The sequence below is a fragment of the Agathobaculum sp. genome, from assembly GCF_034098985.1.
Lineage (GTDB): Bacteria > Bacillota > Clostridia > Oscillospirales > Butyricicoccaceae > Agathobaculum.
Map to the genome: position 1 here is coordinate 66,964 of NZ_JAXEOA010000011.1, position 14,926 is coordinate 81,889.

A 14,926-nucleotide genomic window follows, 5' to 3' on the forward strand; every position below is an offset into this window, starting at 1 on the left:
TGTTGATTGATTAAAAGGAAAGTGATAAACGTATTATGAAAGAAAAACTGAAAATCATACCGCTTGGCGGCCTCAATGAGATCGGCAAGAACATGACTGTGATCGAGTACGGAAACGACATCATGGTGATCGACTGCGGCTTGGCCTTTCCCGACGACGATATGCTCGGCGTCGATCTGGTCATCCCGGACACGACGTATCTCAAGCGCAACGCGAACAAGCTGCGCGGCTATGTCATCACCCACGGCCATGAGGACCATATCGGCGCGATCCCGTACGTGCTGCGCGAGTCCAACGCCCCGGTGTATGGCACCAAGCTGACCTGCGGTATCATTGAAGCCAAGCTGTCGGAGCATAAAATGCCGCAGAAGGTCAAGCTCAACCGTGTCAAAGCGGGCGATACAATCCGTCTGGGCTGCTTCAAGATCGAGTTCATCCACACGAACCATTCGATCGCCGATTCGGTCGCGCTCGCGATCACGACGCCGCTCGGCGTACTGCTGCATACAGGCGACTTCAAGATCGACCTGACGCCCGATCTGGGTGAGATGATCGATCTGGTGCGCATTGGCGAGCTCGGCAAAAAGGGCATCCTCGCGCTGATGAGCGACTCCACCAATGTGGAGCGCCCCGGCTACACGCCGAGTGAGAAGATCGTTGGCAAGTCGCTTGAGCGGTTCATTAAGGAGAGCGACCAGCGCATCATCATTGCGACGTTTGCGTCCAATGTATCGCGCTTGCAGCAGATCTTGGACATCGCCGCACGCACGGGCCGTAAGGTCGCGGTGTGCGGACGCAGCATGGAAAAGATCTCGACTGTTGCCGGTGAGCTGGGCTATTTAAAGGATACCAGCAAGACGATGATCGATATCGGCGACATCAAACGCTACCGCCGTGACCAGCTTATTATCGTATCGACAGGCTCGCAGGGCGAGACTATGTCGGCGCTGTACCGCATGGCTTACGGCAGCCATAAGCAGGTCGAGGTCACCACAGGCGACCGCATCCTGATCGCGGCTTCCGCGATTCCGGGCAATGAAAAGTCGGTCAACAATATGGTAAACGAACTGTATAAGCAGGGCGCTGAGGTCATTTACGACCGCTCGGCCGCCATCCATGTTTCCGGCCACGCCTGCCAGGAAGACCTGAAAATGATGCTCGCACTTTGCAAGCCCAAGTACTTCATTCCGGTACACGGCGAATACCGCATGCTGAAAATGCATGCGAACATTGCAAAAGAAATGGGTGTCAACCCCAAGAATATTATCGTCAGCGAGATCGGCCGTCCCATCGAGATCGGCGAAAGCTCGGCGCGTCTGGCAAATCCCGTGCCGGCCGGCCGCCTGCTGGTTGACGGCTTCGGTATCGGCGACGTTGGCACCGCGGTCCTGCGCGACCGTAAGCACCTGTCTGAAGACGGCTTGCTGGTCGTCGTAGTGACGGTGGACGCGACAACCGGCGTGGTCATCGCGGGCCCGGACATTGTGTCGCGCGGCTTTGTCTATGTTAAGGAAGCCGAAGATTTGATGGAGGAACTGCGCAAACTGTCGCAGGCCGCGCTCGACCGCTGCTCGGCAGAGGGCGCGCGCGATTGGAACACGCTGAAATCGGCCATCAAGGGCGATTTGAGCGATTACCTGTTCAAAAAGACCAAGCGCAGCCCAATGGTGCTGCCGATCATCATGGAAATTTAAACGCGAACAGGCGGCTGTCCGATGGACAGCCGCCTTTTTTGCTGCTATACTGACCTTATCCTATGGAGAGAAGGTTGAAGCATGGAGTTTGCACGCGTATTTGCGATGTATTGGAGCGCGACAGGGACGACGGAAAAAACAGTCCTGACTGTGGCGCGTGTGCTGGCGCAGGAGCTGAAACTGCCTTGCGAGACGTATGATTTCACACTGCCCGCCGCCCGGCAGTCCTCGCCGGCGTTTTGCGGGAGCGATCTTGTGGTATTCGGCACGCCGACTTACGCGGGGCGCGTGCCCAACGTCCTGCTGAAATATCTGGACACGCTGCAGGGCGGCGGCGCGGCGGCGGTGCCGGTCGTCACCTTTGGCAACCGCGATTTTGACGATTCGCTCATCGAGCTGCGCGATATCCTTAGCGGACATGGGTTCGGGCCGTTCGCGGCGGCCGCATTCGCCTGCCAGCACTCGTTTTCCGAGGTGCTGGGCGCCGGGCGGCCGGATGCAGACGATCTTGCATGCATGGAGCGGTTCGCTGCCGCGGCGGCAGACAAGGCGCGCGCGGGGCGTTTTGAGTTGATCGAGGTCGCGGGCACGCCCAAGCCCTACCGCGGCTACTACCAGCCGCGCGACAGGGCGGGAAACCCGATCGATATCCGAAAGGTCAAGCCTAAAACACATGATTTTTGCGACGGCGGCGGAAAATGCGCCCGCGTCTGCCCGATGGCCGCGATCAATCCGGACGACGTAAAGGAAATCCGCGGGATTTGCATCAAGTGCGGCGCGTGCGTGAAAAAATGCCCGCGCGGGGCGAAATATTTTGACGATCCGGGCTACTTATATCATAAGACCGAACTCGAGGAGATGTACAAGCGCCGAGCCGAGCCTTCGCTGTTTTTATAAAAAAAACCGGACTGTTATCCAGTCCGGTTCTTTTCTTTTACTGTGCCTGATACATGCCAATTTTTTTCAGTTCGCCTATCATGTCGGGCACGGTCTGTCCGGCGATCTCTAGCCGGCGCGCCTCGCCCGGATGTTCCTCGGAAAACGTATCCCATACTGTTTGAAGCTGCTCCACGCGCGGCACGTCAAACTGCTTGAGCAAGGGGAAAAAACGCGGCAGATCGGGGGAATACAGCGAAAGCACCTTGTATTTCTGCACAAATAGCTCTTCCTCGCTCTCGTGCGAAGCGATCGCAAACGAGGAAAGCCCGTCCTGATAGAGCAATTCGCCGTAGCCGTCCAAAATCATGGAGAGCTGGCGGCGGGTCATACCGTCCAGATAGTAAACGGTCTCCTCGTCCTCTGCGTCAGGGTGGACAGCGAGGAACAGCGGCTCGGGCAACAGACTGTAAAACGCTTCCACAAAGGCGGCGAGCTTTTCATAGCTGAGGTTGACGGTCAGCGTGTCGTCAAGAATCTGATAGCCCTCCTCGATCTGCTCGGGAAATGGAATGGTCACGCCGGCGGCGGTTTGGAACATATTTAAAATCTCCTTTGCATACATTAAAATCGGATGCTGATCTCTCCGGAGGACAGTGTTCGCGTTTGTCCATCTCCTGTTTGGACAAGCAGGTGACCGCTCTTATCCAGCCCGGTGCATTGCGCCTGATAGCTTCCGGTGGGGCCGGTGACCGTAACCGGACGGCCGATGCAGCATAGGCGGGAACGGTAGGCTTCGAGCAGCATGTCAGCGCGCCCCTGTTCTAGCAGGGCATAGGCGTCCTCAAACGTTTTGAGCAGCGCCGCCGCGAGCGCGGCGCGGCGCGGCGGCGTGCCGAAGTCGCTCAAAGCGCCTGCGACTTTCCGCACTTCGTCCGGCCATTCAGGATTTCCGCGCAGGTTGATGCCGATACCGACAACGGCCGCGCCGACCGCGCCGGTTTCTCCCTCGATGATAGCTTCAGTCAGAATGCCGCAGAGCTTTTTGCCGTCCCGCAGCACGTCGTTGACCCATTTGATTTGCGGGGAAAAGCCGGCGGTTTGCTCGATCGCTTCGCACACCGCGACTGCCGCCGCGATAGTGACGAATTGGAGCTGGGAAAGTGCAAACGAGGGATGCAGTAGCAGGCTAATGTACAAGCCGGTCCCCGCGGGCGAAGCGAACGAGCGCCCGAGACGGCCGCGCCCGCCGGTCTGCGCCTCGGCGAGAAGCGCGAAGCCGTGCGGCTTGTCCAGATAGTCCTGCTTGAGCACGGTATTGGTCGAGCTGAGCGAGGGGACGACAAGCAGCTCGCGTCCAAACGCGCGGGTCGTCAGCAGCGCGCTGATACCGGCAGCGGTCAGGCTGTCGTCGTCGGATGCCAGACGGTAGCCCTCTCCTGGTACCGCGTCGATAGAAAGCCCCTCCGCGCGCAGCGCGTCGATCGCTTTCCAAACAGCGGCGCGCGATACACCGAGCGAAGCGGCAAGTGCCCCGCCTGATATCCGTGCGCCCCGTGCGTTTTCGAGCGCCTGCAAAACCGCGTCTTTCACTGCCATGGCGTTTGTTGCCTCCTTGTAAACGATATGTCTATTGTAAACCATGCGCGCGGATAGTACAATGGGGGAAAGGGGAGAATGCTTTGAAATCCAAACAGGAAATTCTGTCCGCGCTCGCACAAACGGAAGACGATAGGGTGCTGCTGGCCGGATTGATGGACAAGGAACAGACGTGCGTATCGCGCGGATACCTGACCCATAGCCGCTTTCTCGATCTGCGCGAACGCGCGCTCGCGGCCGAAGCCGTGCGGCTGATGGGATCGGCGGGGCATACGGTGTTCTGGGGCGGGTATGACGACGCTGAGCGGGTGCTCGCGGTGTTTTACCCCGAGTATCTGGAGGAGCCGAGCGCGCGTGAGCAAACGCCGCTTGCGCTGCTGCGCGCGCATAAGCATCCGGGAGACACGCTTTCCCACCGGGATTATCTGGGCGCGCTGATGGGGCTGCAGATCGACCGCGCGGTGATTGGGGACATCCTGGTGCACGACGGGGGCGCCGACGTGCTGGTGCTTGAGGATATGGCAGAGTTTATTCTGCTGCATTTCGATAAGGCCGGCCGGAAACGGCTGACGCTGTCCCGCGAGCCGCTCGCATCGCTTCGGCAGGCGCAGGCCGGGGAAACGGAAGGCGAAGGCTCGGTCGCGTCGCCGCGGCTGGACGCGGTGCTCGCGTTGGTGTTCCGCCTGTCCCGCGGCGAGGCGCAGGAACAGATTGCGCGGGGCGCAGTGTTTTTAAACCATGCGCAGTGCCTGAAAGGGGAACGCACGGTGGCCGAGGGTGACCGCCTGACTCTGCGCGGTATGGGGCGCGTGCGGATCCTGTCGTTCGGCGGGGTGAGCAGGAAAGGGCGTATTTTTATCAAATTTGTCAAAAGCTGCTGAGGAAGATTGGGGATTGTCTCTTTTGCTCGGCTATGGTATACTAAACGCAGGAACAATAAGGGGTGGAGAATCTTATGAAAAAGCGATTCCTGTCTTTACTGCTCTCGGCAACGCTGCTCGCGGGGCTTGTACCCGGCGCGTTTGCCGCGTCCGATATTGACGGACACTGGGCAAATAAGTTTATTTCATACTTGAACGACGAAGGCATCTATAAAGCCAGCGCGACCACGGGGAAATACGAACCCGACCGCGAAATGACGCGCGCCGAGTTTATGCGCTATGTCAACCGCGCGTTCCATTTCACGCAGACCGCGCCGATTTCGTATACTGACGTCAAAACAAACGCTTGGTATTATGAGACCGTGCAGATCGCGGAAAAGTACGGCTACATCAACGGTGTGGGCAACAACAAAATGGACCCGGACGGCAAGGTCACGCGCGAACAGGCGGCCACCATTATCGGCCGCTTGTATAAAGCCGACCCGGGCAATGTTTCGCCCGCTTCGCTGAGCTTCACCGATAAGGAGCAGGTCTCCAAATGGAGCGCGGGCTATATCAAGGCTGCGGCGGACAAGGGCTTCCTCGCGGGCTATTCGGATGGTTCGTTCAAGCCGCAAAAGGTTGTTACCCGCGCGGAAGTCGCTAAAATTTTGTATTTTTATTTGGGCACTTCTTTGTCCACCGCCGGCAAGGCATACACAGGCGGCGATCTCAAAAGCGATACGGCCAACGTGACGATTTCTGAAAACTGTACGCTGTCCGACGCGACGATCACAGGCGACTTGTACATTTCCGAGGGCTTGGCTTCGGACGCGGTCACGCTGACCAACGTTACGGTCGAGGGCTCGATCATCGTGTCCGGCGGCACAGTGACTATGATGAATACGACGAGCGACCATATTCTGGTTTCGTCTCCGATGGGGCGCCTGCTGCAGGTAACTGCAACGGGCGCCAGCCACATAAAGACCACTGAGATCCAGTCCGCGGCGACGCTGTACGAGCGCGGCCTCACAACGGCGGGGTATGAGGGCTTTTCTGATGTCATTGTCGATGGGGATGCGAGCGTATCGCTAACGCTGGACGCCGCGGTCGCCAATATGCAGATCGACAGCAAGGCCGCGGTCAGTATGACCGCGAATGCTTCGGTCTACCATTTGACTTTTAACGAGGCGGCCACACTGACCGGCTACGGCACGGTTTACCAGGCCGACGTTAAAAAGAGCGGTATTTCGATCGCCAAGGATATCACGGTGGCGGGCTATACGCTGGCAAAGGGCGTTTCCGCTGTGATCAACGGCGGCACGGTAACAACTTCAAGCTCGGCGGGCGTTTCGCCGACTAAGATTGAGGTCGATCTGAATGACCTGACCAAACTGGGGACAGGCGTAGATATTTCGCTGCCTACCGGTGTGACCGCATCCTCAGTCACCGGCGACGGCATTATCCTTTCGCCCTCCGTAGGCTATACAAAGACTTCGAGTGGGCTGCGTGTGCTGACCTCGTATCTGGCAACGCTATCCAAGGGCAATCATACGCTGGTCATCACCATGTCGGATGGCAAAAAAGCGAGCGTGGCTGTCAGCGTGGCCAATTCCAGCGCGAGCGCGGACGCGATCGACCTGTCGTTCGACCGGTACTATAAATCGAGCGGCTTTAAAGATCTGAACGTGCGCGTAAGCGGAGTAAGCGCGGAAAGCGACATCCGCCGCGTGGTGCTTGGCCTCAGCAATCTGGATTTTGGCTTTAACAGTTCGACCCGCAACCTTGTCCTGCGCCGCGGCGTACTCGCGCAGCTTCGCGAGGGCAGCTACACGGTCACAGTTGACCTGGCGGACGGCAATTCCCAGATGCTCAGCCTGACCGTCACAGATTCTACGCCCGCGGACGTTACGACGCTGGTCGGCGAGTATGACACCTATAATCCGGTCGAGCCGGGCTTCACGGTGGATGAACTCAGCCGCCTGTCCGTGCGCAGTGTGACCACGGTCAAAAGCGGTTCGGTGCAAACGCTGGCTGCAAATACCGATTATACCGTAGGCACGCGGACGCTGACGCTTAAAAAGGCCGCGCTGGAAAAGTACCGCGCGGCAAAGGGGATTGTTGAATTTACAGTAACGCTGTCGGATAATTCGACAATAACGCTGCTGGTCGATTACATTTCATAAACCTTATAGCGAACGGAAATGCCGCGCGGCGTATACGAGCGTCACGCAGAGCGTGGCCGCTTCTACAACCGGAAACGTCGCCCATACGCCGTCCATCCCGAAAAGCGACGAAAGCACGAGTAGCAGCGGAATAACAGCGACCAATCCGCGCAGGATGGAAATAGTGAAACCTTGCCGCGCCTGCCCGGCCGCGCTGAAAAAGCCTGCGGCTACCACATTGACGCCGGCGCAGAAAAAGCCGGTGAAATAGATGTGCAAGCCGCGCACTGCGAGCGCGCCAAGAACGGGGTCGTGCTGACTGTTAAAGGCGGCGGCAAGCGGCTGCGCGAACAGCAGTACGGCTGCGTACAGTGCCGCCGCGATGCTGAGCGCGAGCACGATGGCGTATCGGAACAGGCGCCGCAGCGCGTTTGTATCGCTATGTCCGAAGCAGCGGCTGACCAGCGGCTGTGCGCCTTGCGCCGCGCCAGTGAAGATTGACGCGCCGACGATTGCCAAATTGGCGACCACGCCGTAAGCGGCAACGCCGGTATTGCCGGTAATGCGCAGGATAACCAGATTATACAGCAGCAGTACAAAACCCGTGGCCAGTTCACCGATTAAAGCGGACAGCCCGGGTGCGCACACCGCACTGATGAGGCGCGGTTGAACGCGCGTTTTGCGCAACCGGAAGCCGCATGCGCCGCTGCGCAAATGGCGGGAGAGGACCGCAATGCCGATGAGCGGGGAAAGCCCAGTCGCGAGCGCGGCGCCAAAGATTCCAAGGCCGCAAGGGAAAACCAGCACGTAGTCCAAAATGATGTTGGTCAGACTGCCGAGTAACATACCGAGCATAGCGGTGCGCGGCGCTCCATCGTTTCGAACGAACGCGGTCAATACGTCATTCAGCAGGAACGCGGGCGCAAAGCAAAGCAGCACGCGAAGATAGGTGACCGTCATCGGCAGCATATCCGTGTCCGCGCCGAGCAGCCGTGCGAGTGGCGTCACGCCGAACACACCGGTCGCTATGCATACTGCACTGACACAAAGCGCAAGCAGCATCGCGTGAAAGAATGCGTGTTGCACGCCTTCGGGATCGTTTTGTGCGCGGCAGACCGCATAGCGCGTCGCACCGCCGATTCCGGCCATCAGGCCGACACCGTGCATCAGGCTGTAAGCCGGGATCGCGAGGTTGAGAGCGGTCAACCCGGCGGCGCCCGTCCCTTGAGCAATGAAGAACGTATCCGCAAGAATATAACAGGACACGCCGAGCATGCCCAAGATATTCAGCATTGCATATTTGGAAAATTCTTGTTTCAGCGTGGTCGTCTGCATGGTTTCCTCCAAGAAAAAGCGTCCGGCAGCGCAACACCTGCAATGGCCTGACGGTGTTGTGTCCGAACGCTGATATGACTTTACCCGGCGGCAAAGCGGCGTTTTATTATGAATCCAACATGGTTTTGCAGCTGTTCAGGCAGCTGGCCGCGAACAAGGAGAGCAGATGAGCAATTTGCTCGGGCGGTTCGTTGCAATCAGCAAGCAACCATTGCTCAATCACGGCAGACGCGCCGCTGGTTGAGAACGCGTAGACCAGCTCGAGCAGGCGTTCTGGCGCCTGCGGGAACAGGCTTCGCCAGTGCTGAAGAAAGCCTTCGCGCGTGAGCCGCCCCAGCTGTTTGACGAATTGCGGATTGCCGTGTTCGCTCAAAATGGCCAAGCACAGCGGGCGGCGCGCCTGAACTACGCAAAGCATGGCCTCGATATGCCCCTGCAGAGAAGCGCTGGGCTGTGTGCTGAACGTACGGCCCATCTCATCGATCAGGTCGTTTTCCATCTGTTCGAGCAGATCGTAGACATCCTTGTAATGCAGATAAAACGTACTGCGGTTGATGCCGGCGCGCGCGCAGACATCGGTCACAGTGATATGCTTGACCGGTTTTTCCAGCAGCAGTTCCAGAAGCGCGCAGCGCAGCGCGTCGCGCGTATACTGTACGCGGGGATTTTGCCTGGGCATGGTGAGAAACCCTCCCTCTGAAGCGATAACGGAATTATACCTTATCGGCCGCAGGAAGTCAATTGGATGCGGGGCGTGGGCTGTAAAAAAATCGGGGGTTTTATGAAAAATATTATTGACAACAAGAGCGGATTTCGATATAATACATATTGTCGCTGACAGTGAAGCGACTCGATGAGAAAGCAAATGCGAGTGTGCTGGAACTGGTAGACAGGCACGTTTGAGGGGCGTGTGTCAATCGACGTACGGGTTCAAGTCCCGTCACTCGCACCACTCTCTCGGGTGCGAAAATTTCATATGCGGATGTGGCGGAATGGCAGACGCGCTAGCTTCAGGTGCTAGTGTTCGCAAGGACGTGGGGGTTCAAGTCCCCCCATCCGCACCAAGAGAAGTACCGATTTTGATAAAAATCGGTACTTTTTCTTATGTTTAGATTTCCCCTATTTTAACTGATGACAATTTGACGACAAATGCACATTTACTTCACAGCGCATTTGGGATTAGAAAAAGATGGCGCAAACGTATTATATCGTCAAGATCGCGCTGGACAACTTCCGATTCGCGCTGATGAAGAACGCGCTGTCAAAGATCGGGTTCGCGCCTGAACTGAAAATTCTGTGGTTGGTGCGGCCGAGCGACATTATAAAGTGCAGCCGGTCATCTGCGAAAGGCGACGGTACAGCAGGGGGCGGTGGTGAAAGCGGGTCAACAGATCGGCGTGATCGGCGGCACGGGAAACGTGGAGGCTCCGCACCTGCATTTGAGCGCGTGGAAAAACGGGGAGCCGATTGACCCGGCGACGATGATTCCGGGATTTTAAGCCTTGGATGAATAGAAACACCCCTCTGGCCGGACGGCTGGAGGGGTGTATGTGCTTTCATCAAGATTGTTTTTCAGCCTGAAGATGTTATAATAAAAATGCGGAAGATGCTCCAGCGGACGGGTTTGGGGCAACAGGCGAAAGCCGCGTTGTCACCCGGTTACTAGCTCTTCCGTTTTTATTATTTTTTTCCACTCGCCGGGGATAGGTTGCCTCATGCCTCGCAAAAGAATCCATAGCTGGCAGACAAATGTTTATAATCCGCTAAAATTTTGCACCCACCGACAGGGTTCGACAAAGTAAACACGTTCAAAGGCATATAGTCTAGGTAGATTCATTCTTCATTGCGAGGGCCGTCCTGAAAGGGGCGGCTTTCGCTTTGCAGGGTTCTAAACATACCGCCTGATAAAAACGGTTTAATGTTCTGCTGCAAGTGCAGGGAGGCGGTGCAATGGGCTGTAAAATTGTATATAAAAAATTTTCTCCGAGTGAGTTTCGCATTATTCATCTGAACCATATAGCAGAGCAGATAGGTCATCCACAAGATGATTTTGATCGAAGAACATTAAATAATAATTTGCTAGGCTTGGGTTGTCTGTTACAAGTCCGTCTGTCCCTAACCGAATGATTTTTTGTATATTGGAGTCGGTATTGGCTGTCCATGCATATATTTTCTTTTGATTACTTTGAATTGCAGTTACCATTTCCAGAGTTAAAAAACTTGTTTCTACGCTATATCCGTCTACATAGTCAAGGTTAAAATTTTCAGAGAATGCGAGCGAGGTAATATATACAGTCTCAATGGCGGGAGCGAGCGCCTTACTGCGTTGCAAAAGCTCAAGATTCATGGAGGCGATCATACATTTTTGTTCCATTCCAGCCGCATTGATTTGCCGTACAGTTTCTTCAACTAGGTTATGCTCATGACCGGAGGCTTTAAGCTCTATCATAAGCCGAATGCGCCCTTTTGCCGCAGCTAGCATTTCTTCCAGCGTTGGAATGCGTTCCCCAGCAAAAGCGCGGGAATAAGATGAGCCGGCATCCAAGGTCTGAACCGTAGCAAAGTCGGTTTCCCATACCTCTTGATCGAAGCTAGTGGTACGCAGGAAATTAGAATCGTGCATGATGATCAGTATACCATCCCGCGTCTGCTGCACATCGATTTCTGCCATATCAGCGCCTGCCTGAATGGAATTCTCTAAGGCGGCGAGTGTATTTTCAGGCGCGAATATGGCTCCTGCACGGTGTGCGATCACTTCTGTGCTGGGTCGATATACGGAGTAAAGATTCCCGCCCAATTCCGTTTCACTAAAGAAAACCAAGAAAACAATGGCCGCCACGACAGCAGCAGAACGAGCCAGCAAATACCGTAGCGTATGCGCGGGTTTCTGTATTGGGGGGATTTCATCTCCGCGATATTGGTGGTATAAGACTATCACTGACGCATACAAAGAAACTGGAAACAATGCGCTGAAAAAAATCCCGCCGGTGCTGCTCCATCTGGTAAAATAAAACTGGAAAAAGCTTCTTCCACCATCTGCTGGGGCTGATACTTTACTGCACATCCATAGCAGCAGAACGCATGCAATAGTAATGATAATTGCAAGTATGATAAAAGCAAGCACGCTGCCCAGCAAAGTTACTGCTGTTTTTATGATTTTTCCTTTCATCAGCTTTGCGCTTGAACGAGGGGTTCCGTAATAAGTTTTTTTCTGTACGATCACATCTGGCAGACAGAACAAATAGAAAAATGCAAGAACATTTAAAACAAGGATACACCCTGCGAATACGATGTGTAGTTTGGGTGAACCGCTGATATAATCCAGTATAAATTCAGGTATTTTAAGTTTGTTCATAAAGCCGTAGGTCAAAGGCAAGACGGAAAGGCCGACCAACGGAATAAGCGCTAAGATAACGGAGAGATTTTTTATACGAAAAAAAGAGATGGAGCGTAAAAAAGCGTTTTTCCAGAGTTGCCATATAGAGATCATATTACCTTGCCATCCGGCCTCGCAATATAAAATGAGCGCAACGATCTCCAGATAAACATAGTAGACAATGATTAAGACAATGCAAATAAGCAAAAGGATCGCAAGTGGATTTTGAAATACCAGTCCAACGTTTTGCTGCCCCAGGAAAGAAACGCCAAGCATATGGAAAATAGACGATTTGATCTGATCGATAAACTCTACAACAAGAACAAATCCAATTAACTTATAAGTAATTACGAAAAACAGCAGGGTTATCCAGTTCTTTAGTGTAATGCGTAACCCGGTTTTTATAGCAGATATCATATGCGTTCACTTCTTATCCTTCCGCACAGTTTTGTCGAGCTGTTTACTATCTCTTGCATAATTATAACCTCTTAACCGAAATATATCAACAGAGCTACTATACACAGTGCTAGCGATGTGGGGGGATATGGATAAGATGGATTCCTTGAATAACCAAATGCTTTTTTGGAATACTGATTGGAAAAGAAGGTGATGGTATCCGAGTACCCAAACACATTGGCATTATCCCGGATGGAAACAGGCGTTGGGCGCAGAATGCAGGCCTCGAGAAAAAGGATGGATATCGGCATGGGCTGGCACCGGGGCTGGAAGTGCTGCGGCTAGCTCGGGAGGCTGGCGTCCGGGAGATCACATACTACGGCTTTACAACCGACAACTGCGGCCGCCCGAAAGAACAGGTGGACGCGTTTTCTAAGGCCTGCGCCGACGCGGTAGAGATGATAGCGGCCGAACCGGTTTCGCTGCTGGTAGTCGGCAACACAAAGGCGTCTGCCTTTCCGGATGCGCTGCGCCCATATACAACGCGAAGCGACCTTCATGGCGGCGGTATGCGGGTTAATTTTCTGGTGAACTACGGCTGGGAATGGGATCTTGCTGATCTAAAAACGCCGGGCACTAACCGAAACGAAATTTGTGCAGAGCTTCGCTCGCATGATATTTCACGGGTCGATATGGTAATACGCTGGGGCGGAATGCGCCGGTTATCGGGATTTTTGCCAGTTCAGGCAGTTTATGCAGATTTTTTTGTAGTAGATAACTTATGGCCGGACTTTCAGGCAAACGACTTTTATGACGCGTTACGCTGGTACCAAAAGCAAGACGTGACTTTGGGTGGCTAAAAGTTGCATGCTGTACAGCAGGCCGATGGCTCATTTGGAAGGCAGCGCCGGATCCGCCAGGATCCGGCGCTGCCTTCGCGTTAAGCCTCCTCAAACTGATCCTTTCCGACAAAGCAAAGCGGGCAGACCCATTCATCCGGAACGTTTTCCCATTTGGTGCCAGGGGCCACACCATTATCCGGATCGCCTGCTTCCTCATCATAAATATAACCGCATATGATACAAACATATTTTTTCAACGTATTCACCTCCACTGATATATTTAGTATAAACATAAAAGAAAATTGCATCCTTGGAAACAATGTTACAATTGATAAAAGTATGTGTCGCAATCATGCGGTTTTCTGCGAAAAAAATAGACTTTTGTGTGATATTGTGTTATACTTTCGATATTGAGTAAAAAATACACTGAAATAAGGTTGTTTGTCTATTTGGTGTAAATATGAATGGGCTTTAATAGAAATCGATATTAATTAAAAATAATTATTTATTTTTTCAAAACTACTTGACATTAAACATGTTTAATACTATACTAAACATGTTCCAATTAGAGAAAGGAAGGAACAACGTGAGAATCACACATGAAGCGGATTATGCGATTCGTGTGGCCTATTGCCTCGGCCTTGCCGGTGGTAAGCAATGTGCCAAGGATATTTCAGAGATGACCGGCGTGACGCTTCGCTTTGCGCTTAAGATTCTGCGCAAGCTGACCCAGTCGGGCATTACAAAATCCTATAAAGGCGTGGCAGGAGGCTATGAGCTCAACCGGGCTCCTTCCGAAATCAGCTTAGGCGAGCTCATTGAATGCATTGACGGGCCGATTGCAATTAACCATTGCTTATCCAATGAGTTTCAATGTACCCGCGTAGGCGATCGGAATGAATGTGACTTCCACCGCGTTTTTGGAGAAATCAACAAGTCCCTGCGGGATGAACTGTTCTCCATCACCATGGAGCGCTTTCTTCCCAAAACATAATAAATTCTATTTTACATCAGGAGGAAAAAATCATGAAAAAGTTTGTTTGTTCTGTTTGCGGTTATGTCCACGAGGGCGAAGCTGCCCCGGCTGAGTGCCCCATCTGCCATGCGCCTGCCGCGAAGTTCACCGAGCAGTCCGGCGAGAAGACTTGGGCTGCCGAGCACGTAGTTGGCGTTGCGCAGGGCGCTCCTGAAGATATTATTAAGGATCTTCGCATGAACTTTGAGGGCGAGTGCTCCGAGGTCGGCATGTATCTGGCGATGAGCCGCGTGGCGCACCGCGAGGGCTATCCGGAAATCGGCCTATACTGGGAGAAGGCCGCTTATGAGGAAGCCGAGCACGCCGCCAAGTTCGCCGAACTGCTGGGCGAGGTGGTGACCGACTCCACCAAAAAGAATCTCGAAATGCGCGTTGACGCGGAAAACGGCGCGACCGCGGGCAAGTTTGATCTGGCTAAGCGCGCTAAGGCGCTTAATCTGGACGCCATTCACGATACCGTCCATGAGATGGCACGCGATGAGGCCCGCCATGGCAAGGCCTTCGAGGGCCTGCTGGCTCGTTATTTCGGCAACAAGTAAGGACCATCGGTTGCAGCCGGGAAGCTGGATACAGCTTCCCGGTTTTGGTTTTGGTGACAGATTCCCTTGAGTAGATTATACTTTATTCGCAGAGATAAGCCATGAAAAGCGATGGGAGAAGAAAAAGAGGGAACTCAAAATGGAAAACGAAGTACCCCAAAAACCAAACTCAAAGCAACCGGCATTTTGTACGTCATCGGCGGCGTGA

14 protein-coding genes and 2 tRNA genes are annotated in these 14,926 nt (G+C 54.1%); 10 read left to right on the forward strand and 6 right to left on the reverse strand.

Features of this window, described 5'->3' with window-relative positions:
• Positions 1 to 35 precede the first annotated feature (35 nt).
• Positions 36 to 1,694 (forward strand): ribonuclease J, encoded by a 1,659-nt coding sequence (locus SO058_RS02465; protein ID WP_320841412.1) that lies wholly within the window; start codon positions 36 to 38, stop codon positions 1,692 to 1,694.
• 81 nt (positions 1,695 to 1,775) lie between these two features.
• Positions 1,776 to 2,591: a 4Fe-4S binding protein gene (locus SO058_RS02470; RefSeq protein ID WP_320841413.1), complete on the forward strand. Its 816-nt coding sequence runs from the start codon at positions 1,776 to 1,778 to the stop codon at positions 2,589 to 2,591.
• 37 nt (positions 2,592 to 2,628) lie between these two features.
• Here SO058_RS02470 and SO058_RS02475 read toward each other — a convergent pair whose 3' ends face one another.
• Complete coding sequence (locus tag SO058_RS02475) at positions 2,629 to 3,171, reverse strand: hypothetical protein (RefSeq protein ID WP_320841414.1); 543 nt, start codon at positions 3,169 to 3,171, stop codon at positions 2,629 to 2,631.
• Positions 3,172 to 3,194: 23 nt separating this feature from the next.
• Positions 3,195 to 4,169: a biotin--[acetyl-CoA-carboxylase] ligase gene (locus SO058_RS02480; RefSeq protein ID WP_320841415.1), complete on the reverse strand. Its 975-nt coding sequence runs from the start codon at positions 4,167 to 4,169 to the stop codon at positions 3,195 to 3,197.
• An 83-nt stretch (positions 4,170 to 4,252) separates the two neighbouring features.
• Here SO058_RS02480 and SO058_RS02485 point away from each other — a divergent pair, with 83 nt between their 5' ends.
• Positions 4,253 to 5,050 (forward strand): YlmH family RNA-binding protein, encoded by a 798-nt coding sequence (locus tag SO058_RS02485; RefSeq protein ID WP_320841416.1) that lies wholly within the window; start codon positions 4,253 to 4,255, stop codon positions 5,048 to 5,050.
• A gap of 74 nt (positions 5,051 to 5,124) precedes the next feature.
• Positions 5,125 to 7,215, forward strand: a complete 2,091-nt coding sequence (locus SO058_RS02490; protein ID WP_320841417.1) for an S-layer homology domain-containing protein — start codon at positions 5,125 to 5,127, stop codon at positions 7,213 to 7,215.
• A gap of 3 nt (positions 7,216 to 7,218) precedes the next feature.
• On the opposite strand, the gene SO058_RS02495 is transcribed toward SO058_RS02490, so the two are convergent.
• Together SO058_RS02495 and SO058_RS02500 are read right to left on the reverse strand one after the other, a co-directional pair.
• Positions 7,219 to 8,529 carry an MATE family efflux transporter gene (locus SO058_RS02495; protein ID WP_320841418.1) on the reverse strand — a complete coding sequence of 437 codons (1,311 nt, stop codon included), beginning with the start codon at positions 8,527 to 8,529 and terminating at the stop codon, positions 7,219 to 7,221.
• Between the two features lie 106 nt (positions 8,530 to 8,635).
• Positions 8,636 to 9,208 (reverse strand): TetR/AcrR family transcriptional regulator, encoded by a 573-nt coding sequence (locus tag SO058_RS02500; protein ID WP_320841419.1) that lies wholly within the window; start codon positions 9,206 to 9,208, stop codon positions 8,636 to 8,638.
• Between the two features lie 188 nt (positions 9,209 to 9,396).
• Between SO058_RS02500 and SO058_RS02505 the strand changes: the two genes are divergently transcribed.
• The 3 genes from SO058_RS02505 to SO058_RS02515 all read left to right on the forward strand — a co-directional run bounded on the left by SO058_RS02505 (position 9,397) and on the right by SO058_RS02515 (position 10,028).
• Positions 9,397 to 9,481, forward strand: a tRNA-Leu gene (locus tag SO058_RS02505).
• A 26-nt stretch (positions 9,482 to 9,507) separates the two neighbouring features.
• Positions 9,508 to 9,593: transfer RNA gene (locus SO058_RS02510), tRNA-Leu, on the forward strand.
• A 276-nt stretch (positions 9,594 to 9,869) separates the two neighbouring features.
• Positions 9,870 to 10,028 carry a M23 family metallopeptidase gene (locus SO058_RS02515; RefSeq protein ID WP_320841490.1) on the forward strand — a complete coding sequence of 53 codons (159 nt, stop codon included), beginning with the start codon at positions 9,870 to 9,872 and terminating at the stop codon, positions 10,026 to 10,028.
• Positions 10,029 to 10,528: 500 nt separating this feature from the next.
• Here SO058_RS02515 and SO058_RS02520 read toward each other — a convergent pair whose 3' ends face one another.
• Complete coding sequence (locus SO058_RS02520) at positions 10,529 to 12,322, reverse strand: glycerophosphodiester phosphodiesterase family protein (RefSeq protein WP_320841420.1); 1,794 nt, start codon at positions 12,320 to 12,322, stop codon at positions 10,529 to 10,531.
• 197 nt (positions 12,323 to 12,519) lie between these two features.
• Between SO058_RS02520 and uppS the strand changes: the two genes are divergently transcribed.
• Positions 12,520 to 13,161, forward strand: coding sequence for a polyprenyl diphosphate synthase (gene uppS / locus SO058_RS02525; RefSeq protein WP_320841491.1), 642 nt, complete (start codon positions 12,520 to 12,522; stop codon positions 13,159 to 13,161).
• 80 nt (positions 13,162 to 13,241) lie between these two features.
• Here the strand turns inward: uppS and rd are convergent, their stop codons facing one another.
• Entirely contained in the window at positions 13,242 to 13,400 is a 159-nt protein-coding gene (gene rd, locus SO058_RS02530; RefSeq protein WP_320841421.1) for a rubredoxin, read from the reverse strand.
• Between the two features lie 329 nt (positions 13,401 to 13,729).
• Between rd and SO058_RS02535 the strand changes: the two genes are divergently transcribed.
• The gene (locus SO058_RS02535; protein ID WP_320841422.1) at positions 13,730 to 14,137 is read left to right on the forward strand and encodes an RrF2 family transcriptional regulator; all 408 of its coding nucleotides are present in this window, start codon (positions 13,730 to 13,732) and stop codon (positions 14,135 to 14,137) included.
• Positions 14,138 to 14,169: 32 nt separating this feature from the next.
• Positions 14,170 to 14,718 carry an NADH peroxidase gene (locus SO058_RS02540; RefSeq protein ID WP_320841423.1) on the forward strand — a complete coding sequence of 183 codons (549 nt, stop codon included), beginning with the start codon at positions 14,170 to 14,172 and terminating at the stop codon, positions 14,716 to 14,718.
• Positions 14,719 to 14,926 lie beyond the last annotated feature (208 nt).